At 67.6% G+C, this 23,313-nt stretch carries 23 protein-coding genes; 8 read left to right on the top strand and 15 right to left on the bottom strand.

All coding sequences use genetic code 11. From position 1 onward, the window contains the following. Nucleotides 1-26: 26 nt before the first annotated feature. The 4 genes from ACR652_RS05005 to coaBC are packed head-to-tail and all read right to left on the bottom strand — an operon-like array spanning nucleotide 27 to nucleotide 2,979. A complete protein-coding gene (locus tag ACR652_RS05005; RefSeq protein WP_434505424.1) occupies nucleotides 27-800 on the bottom strand; it encodes an enoyl-CoA hydratase in 774 nt (257 codons plus the stop codon). 27 nt (nucleotides 801-827) lie between these two features. After that, on the bottom strand, nucleotides 828-1,265 hold the full coding sequence (locus tag ACR652_RS05000; RefSeq protein WP_434505423.1) for an RrF2 family transcriptional regulator: 438 nt from the start codon (nucleotides 1,263-1,265) through the stop codon (nucleotides 828-830). Further along, nucleotides 1,262-1,726 (bottom strand): dUTP diphosphatase, encoded by a 465-nt coding sequence (dut, locus tag ACR652_RS04995; protein WP_434505422.1) that lies wholly within the window; start codon nucleotides 1,724-1,726, stop codon nucleotides 1,262-1,264. Before dut ends, ACR652_RS05000 begins: the two co-directional genes overlap by 4 nt. Then, a complete protein-coding gene (gene coaBC, locus ACR652_RS04990; protein ID WP_434505421.1) occupies nucleotides 1,723-2,979 on the bottom strand; it encodes a bifunctional phosphopantothenoylcysteine decarboxylase/phosphopantothenate--cysteine ligase CoaBC in 1,257 nt (418 codons plus the stop codon). Before coaBC ends, dut begins: the two co-directional genes overlap by 4 nt. Nucleotides 2,980-3,158: 179 nt before the next feature. On the opposite strand from coaBC, the gene ACR652_RS04985 reads away from it, so the two are divergent. Further along, a complete protein-coding gene (locus ACR652_RS04985) occupies nucleotides 3,159-3,713 on the top strand; it encodes a DUF3124 domain-containing protein (protein ID WP_434505420.1) in 555 nt (184 codons plus the stop codon). A gap of 135 nt (nucleotides 3,714-3,848) precedes the next feature. After that, on the top strand, nucleotides 3,849-4,967 hold the full coding sequence (gene recF / locus ACR652_RS04980) for a DNA replication/repair protein RecF (protein ID WP_434505419.1): 1,119 nt from the start codon (nucleotides 3,849-3,851) through the stop codon (nucleotides 4,965-4,967). Between the two features lie 14 nt (nucleotides 4,968-4,981). On the opposite strand, the gene ACR652_RS04975 is transcribed toward recF, so the two are convergent. Continuing rightward, entirely contained in the window at nucleotides 4,982-5,854 is an 873-nt protein-coding gene (locus ACR652_RS04975; protein ID WP_434505418.1) for a Hint domain-containing protein, read from the bottom strand. A gap of 338 nt (nucleotides 5,855-6,192) precedes the next feature. On the opposite strand from ACR652_RS04975, the gene ACR652_RS04970 reads away from it, so the two are divergent. After that, nucleotides 6,193-6,504, top strand: a complete 312-nt coding sequence (locus ACR652_RS04970; protein WP_434505417.1) for a hypothetical protein — start codon at nucleotides 6,193-6,195, stop codon at nucleotides 6,502-6,504. 6 nt (nucleotides 6,505-6,510) lie between these two features. Here the strand turns inward: ACR652_RS04970 and ACR652_RS04965 are convergent, their stop codons facing one another. Next, nucleotides 6,511-7,680, bottom strand: coding sequence for a zinc-dependent alcohol dehydrogenase (locus ACR652_RS04965; protein ID WP_434505416.1), 1,170 nt, complete (start codon nucleotides 7,678-7,680; stop codon nucleotides 6,511-6,513). A gap of 169 nt (nucleotides 7,681-7,849) precedes the next feature. Between ACR652_RS04965 and ACR652_RS04960 the strand changes: the two genes are divergently transcribed. Further along, on the top strand, nucleotides 7,850-9,343 hold the full coding sequence (locus ACR652_RS04960) for a bifunctional metallophosphatase/5'-nucleotidase (protein ID WP_434505415.1): 1,494 nt from the start codon (nucleotides 7,850-7,852) through the stop codon (nucleotides 9,341-9,343). On the opposite strand, the gene ACR652_RS04955 is transcribed toward ACR652_RS04960, so the two are convergent. The 6 genes from ACR652_RS04955 to ACR652_RS04930 form a co-directional block, all read right to left on the bottom strand. Next, a complete protein-coding gene (locus ACR652_RS04955; protein ID WP_434505414.1) occupies nucleotides 9,336-10,022 on the bottom strand; it encodes an HD domain-containing protein in 687 nt (228 codons plus the stop codon). The two genes, ACR652_RS04960 and ACR652_RS04955, sit on opposite strands and share 8 nt — an antisense overlap. A 61-nt stretch (nucleotides 10,023-10,083) precedes the next feature. Further along, the gene (locus ACR652_RS04950; RefSeq protein WP_434505413.1) at nucleotides 10,084-12,300 is read right to left on the bottom strand and encodes a CHASE2 domain-containing protein; all 2,217 of its coding nucleotides are present in this window, start codon (nucleotides 12,298-12,300) and stop codon (nucleotides 10,084-10,086) included. Nucleotides 12,301-12,379: 79 nt separating this feature from the next. Then, the gene (locus tag ACR652_RS04945; protein ID WP_434505412.1) at nucleotides 12,380-13,252 is read right to left on the bottom strand and encodes a FecR family protein; all 873 of its coding nucleotides are present in this window, start codon (nucleotides 13,250-13,252) and stop codon (nucleotides 12,380-12,382) included. A 13-nt stretch (nucleotides 13,253-13,265) separates the two neighbouring features. Further along, nucleotides 13,266-14,618 carry a tetratricopeptide repeat protein gene (locus ACR652_RS04940; protein WP_434505411.1) on the bottom strand — a complete coding sequence of 451 codons (1,353 nt, stop codon included), beginning with the start codon at nucleotides 14,616-14,618 and terminating at the stop codon, nucleotides 13,266-13,268. A gap of 157 nt (nucleotides 14,619-14,775) precedes the next feature. Continuing rightward, the gene (locus ACR652_RS04935; RefSeq protein ID WP_434505410.1) at nucleotides 14,776-15,240 is read right to left on the bottom strand and encodes a hypothetical protein; all 465 of its coding nucleotides are present in this window, start codon (nucleotides 15,238-15,240) and stop codon (nucleotides 14,776-14,778) included. Between the two features lie 116 nt (nucleotides 15,241-15,356). Continuing rightward, nucleotides 15,357-16,046 carry a Crp/Fnr family transcriptional regulator gene (locus tag ACR652_RS04930; RefSeq protein ID WP_434505409.1) on the bottom strand — a complete coding sequence of 230 codons (690 nt, stop codon included), beginning with the start codon at nucleotides 16,044-16,046 and terminating at the stop codon, nucleotides 15,357-15,359. A 136-nt stretch (nucleotides 16,047-16,182) separates the two neighbouring features. On the opposite strand from ACR652_RS04930, the gene ACR652_RS04925 reads away from it, so the two are divergent. After that, entirely contained in the window at nucleotides 16,183-17,133 is a 951-nt protein-coding gene (locus ACR652_RS04925) for an endonuclease/exonuclease/phosphatase family protein (RefSeq protein ID WP_434505408.1), read from the top strand. Nucleotides 17,134-17,298: 165 nt separating this feature from the next. After that, nucleotides 17,299-18,177 (top strand): outer membrane protein, encoded by an 879-nt coding sequence (locus ACR652_RS04920; RefSeq protein WP_434505407.1) that lies wholly within the window; start codon nucleotides 17,299-17,301, stop codon nucleotides 18,175-18,177. Nucleotides 18,178-18,218: 41 nt separating this feature from the next. Here ACR652_RS04920 and ACR652_RS04915 read toward each other — a convergent pair whose 3' ends face one another. Further along, nucleotides 18,219-19,256 (bottom strand): M14 family metallopeptidase, encoded by a 1,038-nt coding sequence (locus ACR652_RS04915; protein WP_434505406.1) that lies wholly within the window; start codon nucleotides 19,254-19,256, stop codon nucleotides 18,219-18,221. Further along, nucleotides 19,256-20,659 (bottom strand): hypothetical protein, encoded by a 1,404-nt coding sequence (locus tag ACR652_RS04910; RefSeq protein WP_434505405.1) that lies wholly within the window; start codon nucleotides 20,657-20,659, stop codon nucleotides 19,256-19,258. Before ACR652_RS04910 ends, ACR652_RS04915 begins: the two co-directional genes overlap by 1 nt. Nucleotides 20,660-20,844: 185 nt before the next feature. Between ACR652_RS04910 and ACR652_RS04905 the strand changes: the two genes are divergently transcribed. Together ACR652_RS04905 and ACR652_RS04900 are read left to right on the top strand one after the other, a co-directional pair. Next, complete coding sequence (locus ACR652_RS04905) at nucleotides 20,845-21,702, top strand: D-amino-acid transaminase (protein WP_434505404.1); 858 nt, start codon at nucleotides 20,845-20,847, stop codon at nucleotides 21,700-21,702. Nucleotides 21,703-21,857: 155 nt separating this feature from the next. Continuing rightward, nucleotides 21,858-22,031: a DUF1328 domain-containing protein gene (locus tag ACR652_RS04900; protein ID WP_434505494.1), complete on the top strand. Its 174-nt coding sequence runs from the start codon at nucleotides 21,858-21,860 to the stop codon at nucleotides 22,029-22,031. A gap of 65 nt (nucleotides 22,032-22,096) precedes the next feature. On the opposite strand, the gene ACR652_RS04895 is transcribed toward ACR652_RS04900, so the two are convergent. Beyond that, on the bottom strand, nucleotides 22,097-23,313 hold a 1,217-nt coding region (locus ACR652_RS04895), incomplete at its 5' end, for an NAD(+) synthase (RefSeq protein WP_434505403.1).

Here is a 23,313-nt window from a genome sequence, read left to right as displayed (position 1 = left end):
TTCACGCCGAGAGGGAATCGCCTGCGTCAGCGGTGGCGGAACGCCGCCTTGCGCTTCTCGACGAAGGCGCTCATCCCTTCCTTCTGGTCCTCGGTGGCGAAGAGGGAATAGAAGAGACGGCGTTCGTAGCGCACGCCTTCGGTCAGCGTCGTCTCGAAGGCGGCGTTGACCGCCTCCTTGGCCATGAGCGCCGCCGGAAGGGACATGGCCGCGATGGCCGCGCCCGCCTTCAGCGCCTCGGCGACGAGGTCGGCCGCCGGCACGACCCTGGCGACAAGCCCCGAGCGCTCGGCCTCCTCCGCCCCCATCATGCGGCCCGTGAGCACCAGATCCATGGCCTTGGCCTTGCCGACGGCGCGCGTCAGCCGCTGCGTGCCCCCGGCGCCGGGAATCACCCCCAGCCTGATTTCGGGCTGGCCGAACTGGGCCGTATCCGCCGCGATGATGAAATCGCACATCATGGCGATCTCGCAGCCCCCGCCCAGCGCAAAGCCCGCCACGGCGGCGATGAGCGGCTTGCGGGCGCGCGCGAGCGTGTCCCAGCGGCCGATGAAGTCGCTCAGAAAGGCGTCGGCGAAGCTCTTGCCGGCCATTTCCTTGATGTCGGCGCCGGCGGCGAACGCCTTCTCCGAGCCGGTGAGGACGACGCAGCCGATTCCCTCGTCCGCCTCGAAGCCGGCGAGCGCGCAATCGAGTTCCGAGATCAGCTTGGCGTTCAGCGCATTGAGCGCCTGCGGCCGGTTGAGCCGCACGAGGGCCACCCGGCCGTGCGTCTCGATTTCGATTGTCTCATAGCTCATGCGGCCTCCTCTCGCGCCAGACGGCGCCTAAATCTCGAAATCGCTCGTGGGCTGTTTCTCGCCAAAGCCCTGCGCCACGGCGCGGGCGTAGAGGTCTTCGAGCGTGATGTCGTCCAGTCGCGCGAGCGCCGCCTCTTCCGTCTCGTAGATGAGCGGCTCCAGCACGGCGGCGAGCAGCGCGGGCGCCGGCTCGGATTCCTCCTCGGCGCGCAGCGCGACGCGCACGATTTCGCCGACGCAAAGACGGCGCCGCTCGCGCGCGAGCTCATAGCCGCCGGCGGGTCCGCGCACGCTCTTCAGAACGCCCGCGCGCACCAGCGCCTGAAGCAGCGTTTCGAGACGCCGCGGCGGAAGGTCGTGGCGCGCCGCGAGCTCCTTCGATGAAACGGGGCGTCCGCGCGCATGCAGCGCGACGTCGAGCGTCGCCATCAGCGCGAATTTGGCGGGCCGCGGCAGAAGCTTCATTCGCGGCCGTCCCCATGCAGGCCAGTCGAGCCGAAGCCGCCCTCCCCCCGCTCTGTCTCGTCGAGCTCGTCGACCTCGACGAGCCGCGCCCGGACGACCGCAGCGACGACGAGCTGGGCGATGCGCATGCCGCGCGTGATTTCAAACGGCTGGCCGCCAAGATTGACAAGCAGCGCCTTCACCTCGCCGCGATAATCGCTGTCGATGGTGCCGGGCGCGTTGAGCACGGTCACGCCATGCTGGACCGCGAGGCCCGAGCGCGGGCGCACCTGCGCTTCATAGCCTTGTGGCAGCGCGATCTGTATCCCCGTGGGCACGAGATCGCGGGCGCCGGGCTCGAGAACGAGTTTCTGGCCGGCGGGCAGCGCCGCGTAGAGATCGAGACCGGCGGCGCCTGGGCTGGCGTAGGCCGGCGCAGGCAGACCCTCGCCATTGGTCAGGCGGCGGATGGAGATTTTCATTCGACAGCCTCGCTGCTCGCAAGAAGTTCCGCAAGGCGCGCGACGAGCCGCGAGGCGACCGCCTCCTTGCTCATGCGCGGCCAGCTTTCGACGCTGGCCCGCGAGACGAGATGCGCTTCATTGGCGTCGCCGCCGAAGACTCCCGAGCCTTCGGACACGTCATTGGCGACGATGAGGTCGCACCCCTTGCGGGTGAGTTTGTCCCTGGCATGGGCGATGACCTGCTGCGTCTCGGCGGCGAAACCGACGACGAGGCGCGGCCGCTCTTGCGCGCGCGCGACGCTCGCAAGGATGTCCGGGTTCTCGACGAGCGCAAAGGTCGGCGCGACGGCCCCCTGCTCCTTCTTGATCTTCTGCGCCGCCGCCTCCACCCGCCAGTCCGCCACCGCCGCCGCGCCGATGAACACATCCGCCGGCAGGGCGCGGCCGACCGCCGCGAACATGTCGCGCGCGCTGTCCACATGGATCACGTCGCAGCCGGCCGGATCGGGCAGGTTCACCGGGCCGGACACCAGGGTCACGCGCGCGCCCGCCGCCGCAGCCGCAGCAGCGATGGCGTGGCCCTGCTTGCCGGACGAGCGGTTGGCGATGTAGCGCACCGGGTCGATCGCCTCATGCGTCGGCCCGGAGGTGACGATCACATGCCTGCCGGTCAACGGACCGGGCGCGCCCATGGAGGCCGGGAGAGGCAGGCGCGTGTCGCCCTGAAGCGCGGCCTCGATCGCCGCGACGATCTCCAGCGGCTCGCTCATGCGGCCGGGGCCGTATTCGCCACAGGCCATGTCGCCGTCATTCGGTCCGACGAACAGCGCGCCGTCCCGGTTCAACGTCGCCACATTGCGCTGCGTCGCCGGCGCGACCCACATGCGCAGGTTCATGGCGGGCGCGAAGAGCGCGCGCTTGTCCGTCGCCAGGAGAAGCGTGGTGGCGAGATCGTCGCAAAGCCCCTGCGCCGCACGGGCCAGCAGATGGGCCGTCGCCGGGGCGGCGACGATCAGATCGGCCTCGCGAGAGAGCTGGATGTGGCCCATCTCCTGCTCGTCCGTGGCGGAGAACAGGTCGTCGTAAACTTTTTCATTGGCGAGGCTGGCGAAGGCGAGCGGCGTGACGAATTCCTTCGCGGCGGCGGTCATGACGACCCGCACCCGCGCCCCGCGCTCGCGCAGGCGCCGGACGAGGTCGAGCGACTTATAGGCCGCGATCCCGCCGCCCACGATGAGCAAAATGCTCTTGCTTTCAAGGCTTTTCGTCACTTTTGAACTCACCGGGACGCCTTCCCCTCCCTCAACGGGCGCGGAGAATACAGACTTTGAGCGCAAGGCCAAAGCGGCCACGGGGCAAAGGGATCGAGCTTGCGGAATTGGACCTTTGCATCCGGGGCGATTAATCTCGGGGGACGCCACCCGGCGACTCGCGAGCCGTCCAGCTTCCCATGACCTGCGTGAAAGAGCCCAGAAAGAGCAGCCGCGCCCTTGCGCTTGGAATGGCGATGATCGCCCTCGCGCCCGCTGCCGCAGGCCAGGCGCGCGACCGGGAGCGCGCGCCCTCGGTCATCGTCGGCGCCGAGGCGACGGCACCGGCGCCGGACCCCAAGCCCGCCAGCCCCGGCCGCACCTTCGTGCCGCTGCATTCCACGCTGATCGGCCAGGGCGGCGTCACCCATCTGAACTTCTCGGGCGCGCTCTCGATCCACAACGCCTCCGCCACGCAGGTGCTGGCGGTGGAAAAAATCGACTATCGCAGCGGCGCGGGCCAGGTGGTCGAAAGCTATCTCAGCGAGCCGGTCTATCTAAAGCCCTATGCGTCCATGCAGGTTGTCATCGCACAGGACGACGTGCGCGCGGGCGTCGGCGCCAGCTTCACCGTGGACTGGGCGACCCCGCCCGGCGCCGATGAGCCATTGGTCGAGGCGGTCATGGCCTCCTTCGTCGGCACCCGCAGCTACAGCTTCCTCTCGCCGGGACGGCGCGTGTCGCGGCCACAATGACGCGTTGATGCGGCAAGGCCCCCTCCCCGTCCCTCCCCCGCAAGCGGGAGAGGGGACGCTCACGATCAGCGTTGCTGATACAGGCCGCAATCTGCCCCCTCTCCCGCGAAGCGGGGGAGGGATGGGGAGGCGGCTGTGACCCCGCCCGCGCCGCTGCTGCGCCGCCTCATCCTCTCCGACTTCCGCTCCTACGCGGAGGCGCGCTGCGACGTCGACGCGCGGCTGGTCGTGCTCGTGGGCGAGAATGGCGCGGGCAAGACCAATGTGCTCGAAGCGCTGTCGCTTTACTCGCCGGGCCGCGGCCTGCGTCGCGCCGAGCTCGCCGATTGCGCGCGACGGGACGGCCCCGGCGGCTTCGCGGTCTCCGTGGAGCTCACCTTCGCGGATACGACGGCGCAGCTCGGTCATGGGCTGACGCCTGACGGCGAACGGCGGTTTCGCATCGATCGCGCGCCCGTGGGATCGGCGCGCGCCTTCTCCGATCATCTGCGCGTCCTATGGCTCACGCCTGCCATGGATGGACTTTTCAATGGGCCCGCGGGCGAGCGCCGGCGCTTTCTCGATCGCCTCGCGCTCGGCGTCGACGCCGATCACGGCGCGCGCGTCAACAAGCTCGAACGCGCCTTGCGGAACCGCAATCGTCTGCTCGAGGAGGCCGCCCCGGACCGGCGCTGGCTCGACGCGGCCGAGCAGGAAATCGCGGCGCTCGGCGTCGCGGTCGCGGCGGCGCGGCGCGAGACCGTCTCGCGGCTGAGCGCGCAGATCGTGGCTGGCGACAGCGCCTTCCCCTGGGCGGAGGTCGCCATTGACGGCGAGATCGAGAGCTGGCTCGCGGAGGGGCCGGCGCTCGTCGTCGAGGAGCGCTTCCGGGAGACGCTCGCGCAGACGCGCCGGCGCGACGCCGCCGCCGGCCGCACGCTCACCGGCCCGCAGACCAGCGACCTCGCCGTGCGTCACGGCCCGAAGAATGAAGCCGCGCGCGATTGCTCAACGGGAGAGCAGAAGGCGCTCCTGATGGGCCTGACCCTCGCGCACGCCCGCCTTGTCGGCGCGATGGCCGGCAAGGCGCCGTTGCTTCTGCTCGACGAAGTCGCGGCGCATTTCGATCCGAAGCGGCGCGAGGCCCTGTTCGCCGAGCTGGAGACGCTCGGCGGGCAGGTCTGGATGACGGGCGCCGACCCCCTGCTCTTTGCGTCGCTGACGTCCCGCGCCGCCCTGTTGCAGGTGACGCCCGGCCGCATCGAGCGTCTCTGACGAGTCCGCGGCGCCTATGAGCGCGCCAGTTCGTCATCGAGCGCGGAAGCGCGGGCATCGAGCCGGTCGCGGATCACGTCGATGCGGCACGGCCCCCGCCATGGCGCCGCCAGAACGCGCAGACGTTCGCGGATCTCGGCGCGGGCGCCGTTGTACAGAACGGGCGCGCACGTCTGAGGATTGGCCTCGGGCGCGCCGTAGAGACGCAGATAATCGGCGAAATTGTTGAAGGTCTCGCTGACGTCGAGGAGGCTTTCGCAGGCGACGCCCTCGGCGAAAATCACGTCGTGCGTTTCGAGCTTGATATGGAAATATTCGAGCTCGTCGACTCCCTCCGCCGCATCGGAGACGATGGTCTTTCCGTTCACGAGCTGTCTTGCCCGAACCAGCATGCCATCGAAAAGCAGCGCATGCCCGCCGGTCACCCAGAGATCGCGATGCGGGACGCCCTCCGCGATGGCGCCGCGGCCGATGCGAACGGGCCGCACGTCCTCGACCCACGCCTTCTCGGGATTGCTGCGCCGATAGCGATGATGTCCGATCCACTGGATCGGCCGAACGCCGCCGAATGCGGTCGGCAGCAGATCGCCGATCGAAAGGTCTTCGACGTTCCGCTCGCCGTCGACCGTGAGGATCCGCGTGCCCTTCAGAAAGCAGTTGGAAGTGCTGGGCGTCGTGCCGCAGTTCGGGTTGTGCCCAGGAACTTCGAAGCTTCCAAAGTCACAGCCGGGGACGTACGCCGCGGCCCTTTCAACACGCGCCAGCGTCGCGGAAGCGCCGAGAGCGCCAATCGCCAGTGCGTTGCGGCCGGCGATCGCCAGGAAGCGTCGTCTGTCCTGGGCGGCTTCTTCCGCCAATCCTGTCCGAGCATCGATCTTGGGGTTCACAGGCTTCGTCCTTTCTCAGAATGGAAAACAGAATCGCGCCCGCACGCCGTCGTTCTCAGAGCTGCGAGCAGCCTGAGGCAAAGGCGCACATCGTGGGGTTCGGCCTTGCTTCCGCAGAAATGCAGCGATGCCGCCGCGCCTGCCGCTCCGATCGGATGGAGCGGCCAAGTAGTCAATACTTGTAACAAGTATTCACTACTTGTAATTATTTCTGTTTCGTAAGGTTCCCTTCGGTTTCTAAGTAAAAACGCTTAGGTTTTATTACGTACTCAGAGTGATTTCTGTCAAGGCCGTCGTTCGAAGGAGGCGCGCCGCGTGGCGGCGCGGCGGGTGGCGGGATGCGCTTTTCACGCAAGTCGCAATGGGTGTTCCCTGCGCGCGACGGCGTGCGCGCTTCGGCCGGACGCTCGACCATCGACGCCGTCGCGTGCTACCGCTGCGTCGAAAGACTGGAGCCGCGCATGGACTGGTATTGGTATGCGATCATCCTCGGCGTTGCGGCGCCATGGATCATTCTCGGGGCGAGCCTGCGCAACACGTTCCGCGAGGGCGGCGCCGTGACGGGCGTTTCCGTCTGGGGCGGAATGTCCCTGTTCACGACGCTCATCGCGCTGCTGATCGGTTGGATCATCCACAAAATCGTGGGCTGATCCGCCCTACGGCTGCAACATCACCTTGATGCAGCCGTCCCGGTGATTTCGAAACGTCTTGTAGAGATCGGGGCCGTCATCGAGCGTGCCCCGATGGGTCACGACGAAGGAAGGGTCGATGTCGCCGCGCTCGATGCGCTCAAGCAGTTTCGGCATGTAGCGCTGCACCGGCGTCTGCGCCATGCGGAGCGTGAGGCCGCGATTGACCGCCGAGCCGATCGGGAATTTGTCGATGAAGCCGCCATAGACGCCAACGATCGAGACGGTTCCGAAATTGCGGCAGCAATGGATCGCCTGGCGCAGCACATGCGGCTGATCGGTCGCGAGAAACGCCGCGACCTTCACGCGATCGACCATCGAGTCGATGCTCGCGGTCGGATCGGGCTCCGTGCCCACGGCGTCGATGCAGGCGTCGGCGCCGCGCCCTTTGGTCATGCTTTGGATCGCGTCGTAAACGTCAACCTTGTGAAAATCGAGCGTTTCGGCGCCCGCCTTTTGCGCAAGCTCCAGCCGCTCCGCAACCGTGTCGATGGCGATGACGCGCTCCGCGCCGAGCATGAAGGCGCTGCGGATCGCGAACTGTCCCACGGGACCGCATCCCCAGATGGCGATGACGTCGCCGGGTTTGATGTCGCAGAATTCGGCCGCCATGTAGCCGGTCGGGAAGATATCCGACAGGAACAGCGCCTGATCGTCGCTCAGCGCATCGGGAACCTTGATCGGTCCGGTGTCCGCGAAGGGCACGCGCAGATATTCCGCCTGCCCCCCGCGATAGCCGCCGAGAAGATGCGAATAGCCGAAGAGACCGGCGGGCGAATGCCCCCAAAGCGTCTCGGCCTTTTCATGATCGGGATTGGTGCGGTCGCAGGCGGAGAAGAAGCCGTGCTGACAAAACCAGCATTCGCCGCAGGAGATGGTGAAGGGCACGACGACGCGGTCGCCGACCTTGAGGTTCCTGACGGACGAGCCGACCTCCATGACTTCGCCCATGGTCTCGTGGCCGAGCACGTCGCCGCTGTGCATTTGCGGGATCACGCCGTCGTAGATGTGAATGTCCGAGCCGCAGATGGCGCAGGCCGTGACCTTGATCACGGCGTCGCGGGGGTCTTCGATCGTGGGATCGGGAACGCTTTCGCAGCGAATGTCGCCTCTGCCGTGATAGGTAAGCGCCTTCATGTGACGTTGCTCCCGCTTCGGCCGCACGCCCCCGCCGGGGAACTTGCGGGGTCGCCCATGGTTCCAGCGGCGTTCTTGGCGCGAGCGTCAGCGAAGGGCTCGAACCGTATTGCCTCCGTCACGCGCGCGCCGCACACTCCCGCCGCGCGACTCCCATTCGGACCCTCCCATGACCCGCCTTGCCGCACTCGCCTGCCTGCTTCTCGCCGCCGCAACGCCAGCCGCCGCCGCGGATCGATCCGTGACGGCGACGCTGCTCGTGTTCAGCGACATCTATGAAATGGGCGAACAGAACGGGCGCGGCGGATTTGCGCGCGTCGCGGGCGTGCTGGCGGCCGAGCGCGCGAAGACGAAGAACACCCTCGTGGCATTGGCGGGCGACACGCTCTCGCCGTCGCTCATGTCGAGCCTCGACAAGGGCGCCCATATCGTCGACCTCCTCAATCGAACCAGGATCGACGTCTTCACGCCGGGCAATCACGAATTCGATTTTGGCGAGGACGTGTTTCGCGCCCGCATGTCCGAACTTGAGGCGACCCGCCTCGCCGCCAATCTGCGCGACGGCGCCGGCAAGCTGCTCCCCGGCTTCGCCGACAGCCGCATCTTCGACATGGACGGCGTGAAGATCGGCGTCTTCGGCCTGACCGAAGAGGAGTCGGCGAAACGCTCCAACACCGGATCGCTGCGCGTCTCGCCGGCGCTGGACGCGGCGCGTGCGCAGGCGCAGCAATTGCGCGCCTCCGGCGCCGATCTCGTCGTGGCCATCACCCATTCCGACTGGAAGGACGACATGCGGCTCGCCAGAACGGGCCAGATCGACGTGATCCTCTCCGGCCACGACCACAATCTCTTCGTCTTCTACGACGGACATACGGCGGTCGCGGAGACCCAGGCCGACGGCGCCCAGATCGTGGCCGTCGATCTGTCGATTGCCCTGTCCGGCGACGCCGCCCGCAAGGTCTCGTGGACGCCCCGGTTTCGCATCATCGACACGGCCGACGCCACGCCTGATCCGGCCGTCGCGGCGCGCGTGGCCGACATTCGGGCCGGCATGGACAAGAGCCTGGATGAACCGATCGGTCTCACCGAGACCGAGCTGGACGCCCGCAAGGCCAGCGTGCGCGGGCGCGAGACGGCCATCGGCGATTTCATTGCCGACGCCATGCGGGCGCAGACAGGGGCGGATGTCGCGATTCTGAACGGCGGGGCCATTCGCGGCGACATGGTGGTCGACGCGGGCGCCACGATCTCGCGCAAGACCGTGCTCGCCGCCCTGCCCTTCGCCAATCGGCTGGTGACGCTGGAATTGTCGGGCGCGGACCTGCGCGCGGCGCTGGAAAGCGCCTTCGCAAAGCTGGACAGGGACGCGGGCCGTTTCGCGCAGCTCTCCGGCGCGCGGCTGGTCTTGCGCCGGGACGCCGTGCCGGGATCGCGCCTCGTTTCAGTCGAGATTGGCGGCGCCCCGCTCGACGACGCGCGCGTCTACAAGGTCGCGACCAACGACTATCTCGCTGGCGGAAAAGACGGATACGACGCGCTGTTGCGCGGGACGCCGCTCGTCAGCGGCGACGCGGCGCCCCTGCTCTCGGCGGTGGTGGTCGACGCGATCCGCCAGGCCGGCAGGATCGCGCCGAAGACCGACCGGCGGATCACGATCAATTAGCGACGCTGGCGCGCGCAAGCCGTTCACGGAGCTCGAAATCCGCGCGCCGCAAATTCGCCAGCGCCGGGGCCAGCCAGAGCGCGCGGGTCTCGTCGAGCCGGTAGAGCCCCGCGCCCCCGCGCAGGAAGGAGCCGAGCATTCGGGTGCGTCCCTCGTAGAAATCCGTCTCGGGAATCCAGCCGAATTCGTAGCGAATGTCTCCGAGATTCTTTTCGAAGACCGGCCAGGCCGCCGCGAGCGACGAGAGATCGAGGTCCAGGAAGAGATCGAGGTCGCGGGAGAAGCCCGGATAGTGTTCCGTCGTCGCCTTCGCCTTCATATGGTCGGCGGTCGCCATGATGATGTCACGGACCGCCGCCTGCTCCATCGGGTCGAACCGCGAATGGCGCTCGAACAGCGCGGCGCTTTCGCGCACATTGACGGGGTCCAGCCTCGGCCGGCCGTCGGGGCCGCGCGTGAGATAGACGGCGTCGTGCCAGAAGGCCGCCGCCGCGATGAGATCGGGCCGCGTGGCGAGAGACGCGAGCCTGTCCAGTTTCGTCAATATGTCAACGATATGGCCCCAGGCGTGATAGGCGCGCTGCGGCTCGCGATAGGCCGCGTCCAGGGTCGCGAACGCGCTGGGGTCGTGGCGGCTCGCGAGCTGCGACCAGTATTTATCGAGGACCGGCTCCATCATCGGCGCACCATGGGCGAAACGCGCCGGACGCGGGCTGAGAAGTGGGCGCGACGGGTAAAGTCTACTTGCTGGTGAGATTCCATACCGGGGACCAGTCTCCTTGCGCGCCTTCCCGGGCGAGGCCCGAATATCTTTTCTCCAGGGCTTTATAGAGCCCTGGCCATAGACCGGAAAGCGTCTGTGACAACGCTGCCGCGCGCTCCGCAGCCGAGGCAAAGCGCGCCGACAGATACTCCTCCAGCATCTCCTCATGCGCTGTGCGCCAGCGCACATACGCGGCGTCGCCTGCGAATTTGGCGTCTCCCGCCAAAGCGTAGACGTGCGTGGGTTCGCTTCGGCCGACGACCACGATCTGCCCGAGATCGAGCCAGGCCATCTCCGGCGCCTCGTGCCGAACCGCGCCGGCGGCGATGATGTCCGTCCCGAACGCCTTGCTGGCGCCTTCCAGTCGCGACGCGAGATTCACATTGTCGCCGAGGATGGAGTAATCGAAGCGGCGCGCCGAGCCCATGTTGCCGACGCTGCAGGGGCCGAAGTTCAGACCGCAGCCCATGCGCGCCTCGACATAGGCGCGCCCGGCGGCCTGCGCGGCGCGCGCCCGCGTCGCGTTGAAACCCTCGAGCGCGGCGCGCATCGCCAGCGCGGCGCTGAGCGCCTTGCGCGGGTGGTTGGCGATGTCGAGGGGCGCGTTCCAGAAGGCGAGAATCGCATCGCCCATGTATTTATCTACAGTGCCGTCGCGTTCCAGGATGGCGTCCGTCATCGGCGTCAGATAGTCATTCATGAACTGCGTGAGTTCGCGCGCGCTCATGCCTTCCGACAGGCCGGAAAAATTGCGAAGGTCGGAGAACAGCACGGTCAGATCGCGCGTCTCGCCGCCCAGCACCAGAAGCTCCGGATTTTCAGCGAGCCGGTCGACCACGGCGGGCGCCACGAATTTGCCGAAGGCGTTGCGCACATGGCGCCGCGCCCAGTTTTCCGATCGCCAGAGCGTCACGGTCCCGACGATATAGGAGCCGATGACGACGAGGCTCGGATAGGCCGGATCGAACAGCAGCCCGTGCTTCTCGAAGAAGTAATAGGAGCCGCCGAACAGCAGCGCCACCGCGAGCGGCGCGTACAGCATGGAGACGCTGAGCGGCGCGAGAAAGAGCAGCGGCATGGTCAGGAAGAAGGCGATGGCCGCGATGGTCGTTTCAAGTCCGGCGCCCCAGTCCGGGCGCGACAGCAGGGCGCCGCTGGTGAGACTTTCGACGATCTGCGCATGAACGTCGACGCCGGGGACGATCGGCTCCAGCGGCGTCGCGCGCACGTCGCCGAGACCCACGGCGAGCGCGCCGACGAAAATGATGCGGCCCTCGATCTCGCTGCGCGGAACCTTCCCTTCGAGAACCGCTTTGGCCGAAAGATCACGGCGCTGATCCGCGAAGGCGTAGCGCGGCCGGATGTCCGCCTCCGGCCCCGTCGCGATCTGGAACGAGCCCACTTTCACGGCGTTGACGCCCGTCTGGGCGCCATAGGCGGTCTCGCCGCTCGCATTGGAGGACCGCACCACGAAGCTCGGCTCGCCCTGCGCGACGCGAAGGGCTTCGAGCGCCAGCGACGGAGCGATCGTGTCGCCAGCGCGCATGAGCAGCGGCACGCGGCGCACCACGAGATCGCGGTCCGGAAGCCAGTTGGTCGCGCCGACGCCATGCGCCTTGTCGATCAGGGTCGCAAGGGGCAGAACGGCGGCGGGGAAAGCGTAAAGGAAGGGCGCGGGGTCGTCGCCCGCCGCCACGACGCCCGCCTTCGACGGAAAGGACTTCTGCCCTTGCGTCGAGAGCGTCGCGCCGATCACCACCGGCCCCCGCCCGATCGCTTCGGCAAAGGTGGCGTCGCTATCCGGCGCCTTCGAAACGAGACGCGCGACCTCGGCGCGCAGCTTCGCGTCCGGCAGCGTCTCGACCAGCTTTCTAACGCTGGCGCGATCCGGCTCGGAAAAGATGAAATCGAAGGCGATCGCCGACGCGCCGAGATCGACGAGGCGATCCACCAGCGCCGCCACGCGCGTGCGCGGCCAGGGCCATTGGCCATAGGCTTCGAGGCTCTCTTCATCGACGCCCACAACCCGCACCGGGGCCTCCGGATCATAGGCCCGCGGCGAAAAGCGCTGGAAATGGTCGAAGACCATATTGCGCAGATCGTCCAGCGTGCGCGGCTGGAGCACGCCCCAGGGGAGAGTCAGCAGACCCGCGATCAGGGTGGCGATCACGAAAACCTGTTTGCGCGAAAACATGCGGAATTCCGTTGGCAGGCGCCTAAATCGTCGTCCTGCCAAGCTAATTCAGGCCCGGCCTTTCAACAAGGCGGGCGCGCTATCTGAGGTTGCAATTCACGCAGTCGCTCCCGCCGCCGTCGCCTCCGCCCTCGCCCGGCGGACGTGCGTCCACCGGCGGCGAGGGCTGCGGCGCGGGCTGATTTTCGACATTGGCGCGGCTCTGCACCAGCGCATTGCCGGCCCAGACCGGCGCCAGCGCCTCGAGTCCCGGCGGGAGGTCGACGCTCGCCGGCGCATGATCCCCCAGCGCCACGGCGGCGTCCTCATTGCTCGGAAGATGACGCGCGCCGCCCCGCTGCCGCCCATGGCTGGCCATCTCGGCGGTGATGTCGGCAATGGTCTGGCCGGAGACGCGGAAGGGCTCCGAAACGCCATCCGCATTGGCGCAAACGCCGAACCCCGGGCGGTTGAGGATCTGCGACGTTCCATGTGCGCCATCGACCCGGACGATTCCCACCTGATGCACGACAAGGGTCCCGCAGTCCCCGCCGATCCGCATCAGCACCGAGCCGCCGCGCACGCCGATCGCCGCCGTCGGCGTGCGGAGGACGGCGCCCGACTGATGGCTGACATTGCCGCCAACGAACCGCATGACGCCTTTCGCGAAGCGCACGCCCTGGCTGCCGCCTCCGCCCTGATAGGCGAAATCGTCGATGACCACCGAACTGTTGCGGCCGACGGTCATGGTCGATGAATCATTGAACACGATCTGCGCATTGCCCTCGTTCGCGGTGTCGATGCGCTCGCCCTTCTCGACGCCGAGGCCGACCGCAAGCGCGCGCCGCGACGCCTGGGGCGGCGTGCCGAAAGCGGCCGCATTGGCGGCGCCGACATTGCCGACACGTTCCGCCGCCGCTGGCGACGGGAGAAACAGGAGGCAGGCCAGCGCCGGAGCGATGAATTTGGTCATGACGCGGCTCCTGTCAGAATTTGGCGGTGGGGCCGAAGGAGACGGACACATTCTGGGTCCGGAAATTCGGCAGGTTGGAGTCGTTGCGCGAGAACTCCAGATTGCCGGCGAAGCCGAACATCGGAGTCACCGGCGCGTCGAGCATGATCCCGTAGGTCCAGGCCGCGTCCCGTCGCGCCACGAAGGGCGAGACGATCGGATTGGGCGCGTCGAAGGCAAGATGCGTGAATCGCGCATAGGGCGCGATGGTCCAGCGGCGGCCGAAGATCGGATGCAGCGGATCGACTTCGACCCGCAGCATCGCCTGCGCGTCGAACTGATCCGAACTTTGCACGGCGTTGAAGGCGCTGGCGCGCGTATAGCCGAAGCGCCCTTCGAGGCGCAGATTGTCCAACAGCGAATAGGCTCCGCTGACATAGCCGGTCACGGCGTCGCCGGTGGCGAGCGTCGACAGCGTCGCGAAAGGCGAGACGCCGAAAAAAGGCCCGCGCGCGGGATCGACCCACAGGCTGCGCCATTCGGCGCCCGGTTCGAGCCAGAAATCGGGCGTCAGCTCCGCCCGCACGCTCGCGCCCGCGCCCCCGGTGTTGAGATAGTTGCTGGACCCGAGCATGGTGACGGCGCCCGTCACATAGGGCCGCACGGAGAGATTGGCGAAGACGCTCTGGGGCACGAAGAAGCGCGGACCCACGGAACCGGAAAACAGCGCGACGCTGTATTGCGGGAGGTTGAATTGCTGCGTGGCGTAAGCGGTCACGCGCGTTTCGAGCTGGTCGCCGCGCTGATTGCCGAATTCGTAATCATGGGCCGCGTTCACGAGCTGGAACGTGTTGACGTCGCCCTGCCGCGCGCCGCCCGACAGCAATCCCAATCCGCCAAACTGAAAGAGCGTGTTGGCCGGGAAGAAATTGGCGTTGGACTGCGCGCGCACGCCCGTTTGCAAGCGTACGGACAGGCGGTTGGGCTGCGCGCGCTTCTCGACGTCGGGGAGCTGCGCGTCGATCTGCGCGATCTGCACGGCGTCGAGCGCGCCGCTGGCGCGCGCCGCGCGCAAGTGCTGCGCCGAAAGCTCCCAATTGCCGAGACGCGCGTAAAGGAAGCCCAGCTCCTTGCGCGCCCGCGACAGATTGGGATTGAACATCAACAGCCGCTCCAGCGCGCCGACGCCGCCCTCGTAATCACGAAGCTCCGTGGCGATCACGACGAAGCGATAGGTCGCCTCGTCGTCTTCCGGATTGGCCTGGATATGCGCCGCGAGGCGGTCGCGCTCCGCGCGCAAATCCTGCGCGGCCGCAGGCGCGCAAAGCGACGACGCGACGCAGGCGGTCGCGAGAAAGCGTGTCAGAATTTGTCGGAAGGAAAACAAGACAACGCTCCATAAGCTCGACATGAAAAATCTGTTGCGCACTCGCCCGCGAAGGGCAAGCTGCGCGGAGCGGCGGCATTCGGTCAGCCATCACCGCATATCTTTAGCCAGCAAGGAAATCTTGACCCAGGGACCGTGCGCCGGCTCGATTTCGACATCAGAAAAAATCCCTGCTGTCGCTTTCGGGCGACAGTCGCCCGGCGAGAGGAATGATCACCGCGTCGCATCGAGCCGGCTCCACCGCGCACAACGGCCGCGGCGCGTTGACAAAGGGACCGCGCGGGCCGGCGGCGATCGTCCGCCGCGCGCGCCGGGGCCGAGCGCCCGCGCGCAAAGCGCTTCCCGTGTTCCCGTTCAAGGACGGCGGCGCGCCTTCCAGCGCCAGAAACCGCCGCAGCACCAGCAAAAGGTCCGCCGCCTCTCCCGCTGCTCCGCGCAGGAGCGCCGCGCGCAGATCGGCGACGATCCGCGCGCGGGCCATGGCGGGCGAGCGCCGGGCGCGGCGGTAGTTCGCGAGAATGCGCGCATGTCTGCCGCCCGGCGCGACGCCGAGCAGGACCTCATGCGCGGCCAGTCCGGCCAGTTTCTGACAGAGCTCGATCGGAGCCAATTCCGCGCTCATCGCGACCCCCTGAAATGTCCTGGCCCGCAAAGTGAAGCGAGCCATGACTTTTTAGGGCGCCGTCACGGGCCTGTTGGTGCGCTGGCGCACATGGCCGATCGGGCGCGTCCGGGGGGTCAGGCCGTCTCGTTCATCGCGTCGCGGACGCGCCGGTCCAGAACGGCGGGGCGCAGCAGGACCAGCCCGCCACGAATTTTCTCGGCGAGCCCTTCATCCATCATGGCGCCAAGCTCGCGGCTGACCTGTTCGCGCCGGCAGCCGATGCGCGCGGCGAGGTCGTGCTGGAAGGGCGGCGGCGAGATGATGGCCTGCCCGTCATGCCCCTTGCGTGGCGACGACAGGCGCAGCAGCTCGGCGTAGAGCCGATGCCGCAGATCGAGCACGGAACGCTCGAACAGCCGGACGTTCAGCTCGCGCACGCGCGCGGTCAGCAGGCGCAGCAGGCGCTCGCAGATTTCGGGCGCATGCAGGACGATCTCGCGGAACGCGCCCGGAGGCACCACCAAAATCTCCGCATTGGTCAGCGCGGTGACGTTCGCGGACCGGGGCGCGCCGTCGATGGCGGCCATTTCGCCGAAAAACTTGCCGGGGCCGAAGTCGCCCAGGATCATTTCCTTGCCCGCGGCGGTGCGCACGAGCACCCGCACGTCGCCGCTGACGATGAAAAAGACGTCGTTGGAGGGGTCGTCGAAGTCGAGCACCAGCTCGCCCTCGGCGTAGCGTCTGCGGACGCACTGGCGGCCGAGGGTCTCGGCGCGCGCCGGATCGAAGCCGGCGAAAAAAGGAATGCCGTCGAAAACGGACAAGGAAAAGCTCCCGAAAGTTCAGGGATGACCGGGACATAGTGCCGGCAAAGCCGGCGCGCGTCGAGAGGCTGTTTTAGCCGCGGCGCTCAATATCGCGGCGCTGGCGCAAAGTCGTCCGGCGCGCGACACTCCCCGCATGGACCTCCGCCTCGCCACCTTCAATCTGGAAAATCTGGAGTGGTCTCCCACTCGCGCGGCCAGCTTCGCGGCGCGACGCGCCGTCCTGCTGCCGCTGCTGGCGGCGCTCGACGCCGATGTTCTGTGCCTGCAGGAGGTCGGCGCGCAAAAGCCGCACAAGCACGCGCCGCGCGACTATCTGGCGCTCGATCATCTCTTCGCGGAAACGCCCTACGCCGGTTTCGCCCGCGCGGCGAGCGTGCGGCCGGGCGGGCGGGCGCCGGCGGATGTGCACAATCTCGTCACTCTCAGCCGCTGGCCGATTCGCGCGTCGCGCCAGCTCCACCATGATTTCGTCGAGCGCTGGTCATGGCGGCCGCCGCGGGACGGCGGCGTCGCGCCGGAGCCGATCACGATCGAATGGGACCGCCCGCTGCTCTACGCGGCGATCGAACCTCCGTCCGGCCCCCTGCTGCATGTGCTCAACCTGCATCTGCGCGCGCCCCGGCCGGCGCCCGTCGCCACCGCGCGCGGCGAGGGATCGAGCAAATCGCAGGTCGAGGGCCAGTTCGTCGCCGCGCAGAAACGCGAAGGTCAGGCTCTTGAGGCCCGGCTCTTCATCGAGACGCTTTTCGACGCTGAGCCGGACGCCCGCATCGCCGTCTGCGGCGATTTCAACGCCGACGAATACGATGTGCCGACGCGGCTTCTGCGCGGCGGCGACAACGAATTGCAGCAAGGCCCGCGCGCGCTTGCACCGCTGGAGGACGCGGTCGATCCCGCGCGCCGCTATACGATCATCCATGCCGGCCGGCCGAGGCTCATCGACCATATTCTGGCGTCGAAGGCCGTGTCAGGCACCGTCCGGGACACCCGCATCCTGAACGAAGGGCTTGAAGACGAAGTCGTCGCGCAGGACCCCGTTCTGGGATCGCTGCACGCGCCGATCGTGTCGACGATCGCGCTGTGATCCCGACCGCGAAGGCGGTTGTGACGGCTGGCGTTTGCAACGTTGCGATTCAGCAACAAAGCGTAATTATCTGTTTCACGTCGCACGGCCATACTTCAGCTTTGCCGTTTGCTGACCTAGGCTCCCTCCCGTTTCGAGTCGAACAACCGGGAGAGAACTGGCGCCATGAAACAACGACTGATGGGAACCCTGCTGCTTGGCGCCCTGGCGCAGAGTCCGGCGCTGGCCGCGCCGCCACTCCCGATCGGGACGCCCTCGCCGTGGAGCGGCTTCTACGCCGGCCTCAGCCTCGGCGGCGTGACGGCGACCGCGACAACCGTCCCGACCAATGGGTTTTCGGTCTACGACTGGGCGGCCGGCGCCCTGTCGATGCCCTATGGCTTCACCGCCCCCTATCGCGCGGGCAACGCCGGCGGCGGCCAGGCCGGCGTGATTGGCGGGTTGCAGTTCGGTTACGCCTTCGCGGTCACGCCCAGCGTCCTTATCGGCGTCGAGACCGATTTTCAGGGAACGAGCCTTCAGGGCTCCGGCTCGTCGTACAGCCTCGCGGGCGCCGTCGACAAGGAGAAGATCACCCATCTCCAGAATGGCCTCGTCAACGCCTCCAGCGGCATCGGGTGGATCGGGACGGCGCGCGGACGCATCGGCTATCTCATTCAACCGTCGCTTCTCGTGTTCGCGACTGGCGGCTTCGCCTATGGCGACACATGGGCGGCGGTCAATTCCTACGGCTACCATTGGCATCCCGCCCATGAGGCGGGCCATCCCGAAAACCCGGTGACGCCCACCTCCGACCGCATCAGCCGGATCGGCGTCGGCTGGACAGCAGGCGGCGGAGCGGAATGGATGTTCATCCAGAACTGGAGCGCGAAGGCGGAGGCGCTCTATTACGATCTCGGCTCGCAAACCGTCTCGGGCCAATACAGCCCGCTCATCAACCCGGCCGCGCCGGGCTCCGTCGCCATCATCAACGCCGCATCGACGCGCTTCGACTATCAGGGCGTGATCGCCCGGCTCGGCGTCAACTATCACTTCGCCTGGTGACAGTCGAAACGACGTGACAGGCGAAACACGGCGGCGCGCGCTTACAACCGCGCGCCGTCCATGCCGATGCGATGCATGAGATAGCACAGGCAGTCGAGCTTCACCGCGCGCGGGTCAACTGTCAGCATGGCGGGAATGGCGGGACGCATCAGCGTGATCTCGCCGCCGTCATAGGCGAAATAGTCGTCCGGCGGCGCGTCGTGCCCGTCGCCGGGAAGAATGTCGAGCGTCATGCCCGCGCGCGCGACGCCGAAGGAGGCCCCCGGCGTCAGTTCGCTGAAGTTCAGACGGTCGATGTCGGGGCGGAACATGAAATCCGCCGGCGATCCGTCGAAGGAGAAGGTCGCTTCCGCGGGCGGCTTCACGATCGCGCAGGTGCGCAGTAGATCGACGTCATGCGGCGCGGGCGGATGATCGGGCAGGTCCGCGATGGCGAGCGCGGCTTCGACGAGTTCGATGGCGTGCTGCGTCGCCGAGCCCTCCCCCGCCTTGCCGCACTCCACCGTGATCGACGGGCAGAGAGTGGCGAAGGCCGCCGCGAGGGTGCCGACGGGCCGCTGGAAATGAACGACAATGCGCGAAAAGAGGCGGGCGAGCGCGATGTCCTTCGCATCGAGCTTCCTCACGCAGCTATAATGCGGATTGAACCCGGTGTTGTTGTGGATGTCTATGCTGGCGAAGAGGTCGCGCGTGGCCGCATGGTCGTAAACCCAGCGCGCCATGTCGGCCAGGGGATCGTCCGGATGAAGCGTGCCGGGCCAGACGCGGTTGAAGTCGTGTTGGCCGGGCAGCGTGCGCAGATTGGCTGCGGCGGCGCGGACGTTTCCAATGAACAGCAGCAGCGAGCGGTTGAGGCCCCGCGCCGCATGCCGCCGCAGCACCGCCTGCACCGCCTCCAGCCCGCTGTATTCATTGCCGTGCAGCAGCGTCGAGACGAAAAGCGGACGCGGATCGCGCCCCGGCAGATCGAAGAGGGTCGGACCGGGCAGTATGTCCAGAAGCCTGTCGGCGGGGCAATCGAGGAAAGCGTCGGGCAGGCGATCCATCACGGCGCAGGGCGCGTCGGTCACAGTCATCATCAAAGGTCCCATTCATGGACGGGCGCGCCGCTGCGCTGCCCTTCGCAATAGGCGGCCATCATGGCGTAAAGATCGCCATCGCAGGCGGCAAGCGCCTTGCGCTGCCAGACCGCGCCGGTCTGGCGGGAGCGCACGCGCGCCTCGATCACATCGAGATAGCCGCGCGGATCGGCGACGCCGAGCTCGGCGAGGCCCTGCCGCGCCGTCGGAATGAGCCGCTCCAGCAGCAGCCTGTCCGCGCCGATCTCGCCCGCGCCCGGCCATGTCAGCACGGCGTCGAGCCCATGGCGGGCCGCCGTGTAGAAATTGCGCCGCGCCGCCTCGAAAGAGAGCCCGCCCGTTCCATTGGCGCCCCCGAGCGCCAGCGCGCGGGCGAGCCCCAGATAGAGCGCGGCATTCGCCATCATGTCGACGAAGGTCGGTCCGGCGGGCAGGATTCGGTGCTCGACGCGCAGATGCGGCGCGCCATCGTCGTCAAAACCGATGAGGGGGCGGTTCCAGCGCCAGATCACGCCATTGTGCAGGCGCAGGTGGCGCAGCGCCTCCGGCCCGTCCTCGAAGGCGATGGGCAGGAGCGCGTCGTACTCTCTGGCGTTTTCCTCGAAGATTTCGAGCAGGCTGCGATTTGCGAAGCCCGACCCCATGCAGACGCGCGCCGGGCCGGGCACATCCACCGCCTGCTCGAACAGCGGAATGCGCGTCTCTTCCCAGAGCGCCTTGCCGAACAGATAGGGCGCATTGCCGCTCGCCGCGAGAATGGGCGCCGAGGCGGCGATGGAGGCGTTGTAATAGAGATGGGCGAGATCGGCCGGGCTCTTGAGATGCACCTGAAACGACGTCGTCGCCGCCTCCAGCATGACGTCCCGATGCTCGGACACGAGATGCTCACGCCCCAATATGTCCACGCGCAACGGCCGGCCGCCGCGCATCCGCAGCACCTCCCTGTTCAGCGCGTAATAGCGGTTGAGCGGCGACATGTTGTCGAGGGTGAGATCCTCGTCGCGGATCGTCGGCAGCGTACCGATCAGAACCAGATTGGCGTCGAGCCGGTGCGCCGCGTCGTTGCAATGCGCCCAGACCTGCGCCAGCGCGTCCTGGGCGCGGCCAAGCGCATCGCCCTCGAGCGGCAGCGGGTCGCAGTTGAGTTCGAGATTGAAGCGCGAGAGTTCCGGAACGACGAGCGGGTTGTTCAGCGCTTCCAGAAGCTGCTGGTTGATCGAGGCGGGGAAGTAATTGTGATCGACGATCCAGGTTTCGATTTCGAAACCGAGCATGTGGCCGGCGCGCGAAAACCTGTCGGCGGCGAACAGCTCGCGCGCGATGGCGGTTTCCTGCGCCAGCCGCTCCGCGAAACGCGCCTTGTCCTCGCCGGTGAAGCCAACGGCCCTGATTTCCTCGCCCATGGCGCCCCTGCTCTGTCGTCCCCCGTTTTATTACGTAGGAGCTGAGCAGGAAAGGCGGCGCGACGAAGGGTCGCGAACCCCCTCCCGAACCCTGCTTTGCGCGAGGGGCGCCCTCTCCCGGAAGCGAGGCGGGACAGGGAGGGGGATGACGGGTTAAACAGGCTAACCCCACCCGGAGGCCGACCTTGTCCAGCATCGCCTATGTGAATGGCGTCTTCACGCCGCTCGAAGACGCCCGCGTCTCTATTCTCGATCGCGGCTTTCTCTTTGCGGACGGCGTCTATGAGGTCGCCGCCGTGATCGACGGACGGCTGGTCGACAATCCGGCGCATCTGGCGCGGCTCGAACGATCGCTGAAGGAACTACAGCTCGAAAGCCCCGTCTCGATGGCGGCGATCGTCGAGATCGAAGGGGCGCTGGTCGCGCGCAACGGCGTGCGCGAGGGGCTGGTCTACCTCCAGATCACCCGCGGCGTCGCCGACCGGGATTTCTCCTTCCCGAAAAACGTCACGCCGACCCTCGTCGCCTTCGCGCAGAAGACGACCATCCTCGCCGCGCCCGCCGCCGAGACCGGCGTGAAAGTGGCGACGGTTCCCGATTTGCGCTGGGCGCGGCGGGACATCAAGAGCATCGCCCTGCTCGCCCAGGTGCTCGCGAAACAGGCCGCCACCGAAGCGGGCTGTCAGGAAGCATGGATGGTGGACGCCGACGGCTTCGTCACCGAAGGCTCGTCTTCCACGGCCTTCATCATCACGAAGGCCGGCGCGATCGTGACCCGCCCCAATTCCGAAGCGATCCTCCCCGGCTGCACTCGCCGGGCGGTGATGGCGCTCGCGGCGGAACAGGGCCTCACCGTGGAGGAGCGCCCCTTCGGCGTGGCGGAGGCGCAGGAGGCCGCGGAAGCCTTTCTGACCAGCGCCTCCAATCTGGTGCTGCCCATCGTCGAGATCGACGGCCGCCCGATCGGCGCCGGCCGTCCCGGCGAACGCGCCAAGCGGCTGCGCGCGCTGTATCTCGAATTCGCGCGGGCGACCGCCGGGTGATCAGCCCCTCGCCAGCGATCCGGCGCAGGCCCATGGTCGACCCCTCGCAAGGCGCGGGGACAGGCATGCGTTCGGCCCGCCTGTCTCGCTTGCGCCGGAACACCGGCGGCAAGCGCGCGTTCTCCTCCCGAGTGAAGTTCACAACGGAGGTCAACATGGGCAGCCTGCTGCACTATGCGATCGTGTTTCTCGTCGTGGCGATCATCGCGGCCTTCTTCGGTTTTGGCGGCGTCGCCGGCACGGCCATGGAAGGCGCGCGCATACTGTTCTGGGTCGCGCTCGTGCTGTTCGTCATCTCTGCGGTTGCGGGTTTCCTCCGCAGGGCGTGACGGCGCGTTGGCGCGCTTTTCTCTCTTGGTGCTCCCAACTGGACCGGCGTTGGCCGGTCCTCTTTTTATGGGATGTCCTTGAGCGCGGCGAGCCAGGCCTCGGGCGAGGAGTCGCTCGGCGCGCGCCAGTCGCCGCGCGGCGACAGCGAACCGCCCGAACTCACCTTGGGGCCGTTGGGAAGCGCCGAGCGCTTGAACTGGCTCGTCGCGAAGAAGCGGCGCAGGAACACCGTGAGCCAGTGCTTGATCTCCGGGAGCTCATAGGCGACGCGGTCGCCCTCGGCGATGACGGAGGGCCAGGTGCCCACGCCGGCGTCGCGCCAGGCTTGCCAGGACAGAAAGGCCGTCTTCGCCGGGCTGAAGCCGTAGCGCGTCGTGTAATACAGGTTGAAATCCTGCAAGGCGTAGGGGCCGACGAAAGCCTCCGTGCGCTGCGTCTCTTCTCCCGGAATGAGTTCGGGCGAAATCTCGGTCGCAAGGATATCCACCAGCACCGAGACCGTCTCGGGACCGAAACGCGCATCGCGGGCGCACCAGCGGATGAGATGCTGGATCAGCGTCTTCGGCACAGAGGCGTTGACGTTGTAATGCGCCATCTGATCGCCGACGCCATAGGTGCACCAGCCGAGCGCAAGTTCAGACAGATCGCCCGTGCCGATCACGATGGCGTCGTGGAGATTGGCGAGGCGGAACAGGAGCGAGGTGCGCGCGCCCGCCTGCACATTCTCGTAGGTCGCGTCATAAACCGCTTCGCCGCGCGCGGCCGGATGGCCGATGTCCTCCAGCATCTGCCGGCAGGCGGCGGAAACGTCGATCTCCTGCGCGGACACGCCCAGCGCGCGCATCAATCGCCAGGCGTTGTTTTTCGTGCGGTCGGTCGTTGCGAAAGCGGGCAGCGTATAGGCGAGGATATTTTCACGTGGCAGGCCGAGCCGCTCCATCGCGGTGACCGCGACCAGCAGCGCCTGCGTCGAGTCGAGGCCGCCGGAGACGCCGATCGACGGGGCGGGGCGCCCGGCGTGGGCGCGTGCGTGGAGGCCTCCGCCGCGGCCGCCGCCTCCGCGGCCTCCGCGCGGGCGCGCTCGGCGGATCTGGCCTGGACGGCGGCCTCCTCCTGCTGCTCCTCCTGCTTTCGGGACCGCGCCGGTACCCCCCTCAAGGTCGGCCTCGAGGCGGCGCCCGGCCGCGGCCCTGGCCGCGAGGCGGGGTAACTGTCCTCGGCGATCGCCTCGCGACAGTCGCTGGTCCAGCCGAACCCGGCGATCATCGACGCGGCGAACAA

Origin of the sequence: Methylocystis sp. (assembly GCF_051061225.1) — a bacterium.
GTDB lineage: Bacteria > Pseudomonadota > Alphaproteobacteria > Rhizobiales > Beijerinckiaceae > Methylocystis.
The sequence above is the reverse complement of the archived record's forward strand: the minus strand, read 5'-3'. Positions and strand labels throughout refer to the sequence as shown.

Coding starts and splice junctions, on each gene's coding strand:
- ACR652_RS05005 (WP_434505424.1), bottom strand. CDS start 800: ATGAGCTATGAGACAATCGAAATCGAGACGCACGGCCGGGTGGCCCTC.
- ACR652_RS05000 (WP_434505423.1), bottom strand. CDS start 1,265: ATGAAGCTTCTGCCGCGGCCCGCCAAATTCGCGCTGATGGCGACGCTC.
- dut (WP_434505422.1), bottom strand. CDS start 1,726: ATGAAAATCTCCATCCGCCGCCTGACCAATGGCGAGGGTCTGCCTGCG.
- ACR652_RS04985 (WP_434505420.1), top strand. CDS start 3,159: ATGACCTGCGTGAAAGAGCCCAGAAAGAGCAGCCGCGCCCTTGCGCTT.
- ACR652_RS04970 (WP_434505417.1), top strand. CDS start 6,193: ATGCGCTTTTCACGCAAGTCGCAATGGGTGTTCCCTGCGCGCGACGGC.
- ACR652_RS04965 (WP_434505416.1), bottom strand. CDS start 7,680: ATGAAGGCGCTTACCTATCACGGCAGAGGCGACATTCGCTGCGAAAGC.
- ACR652_RS04960 (WP_434505415.1), top strand. CDS start 7,850: ATGACCCGCCTTGCCGCACTCGCCTGCCTGCTTCTCGCCGCCGCAACG.
- ACR652_RS04955 (WP_434505414.1), bottom strand. CDS start 10,022: ATGATGGAGCCGGTCCTCGATAAATACTGGTCGCAGCTCGCGAGCCGC.
- ACR652_RS04950 (WP_434505413.1), bottom strand. CDS start 12,300: ATGTTTTCGCGCAAACAGGTTTTCGTGATCGCCACCCTGATCGCGGGT.
- ACR652_RS04945 (WP_434505412.1), bottom strand. CDS start 13,252: ATGACCAAATTCATCGCTCCGGCGCTGGCCTGCCTCCTGTTTCTCCCG.
- ACR652_RS04935 (WP_434505410.1), bottom strand. CDS start 15,240: ATGAGCGCGGAATTGGCTCCGATCGAGCTCTGTCAGAAACTGGCCGGA.
- ACR652_RS04925 (WP_434505408.1), top strand. CDS start 16,183: ATGGACCTCCGCCTCGCCACCTTCAATCTGGAAAATCTGGAGTGGTCT.
- ACR652_RS04920 (WP_434505407.1), top strand. CDS start 17,299: ATGAAACAACGACTGATGGGAACCCTGCTGCTTGGCGCCCTGGCGCAG.
- ACR652_RS04915 (WP_434505406.1), bottom strand. CDS start 19,256: ATGATGACTGTGACCGACGCGCCCTGCGCCGTGATGGATCGCCTGCCC.
- ACR652_RS04910 (WP_434505405.1), bottom strand. CDS start 20,659: ATGGGCGAGGAAATCAGGGCCGTTGGCTTCACCGGCGAGGACAAGGCG.
- ACR652_RS04900 (WP_434505494.1), top strand. CDS start 21,858: ATGGGCAGCCTGCTGCACTATGCGATCGTGTTTCTCGTCGTGGCGATC.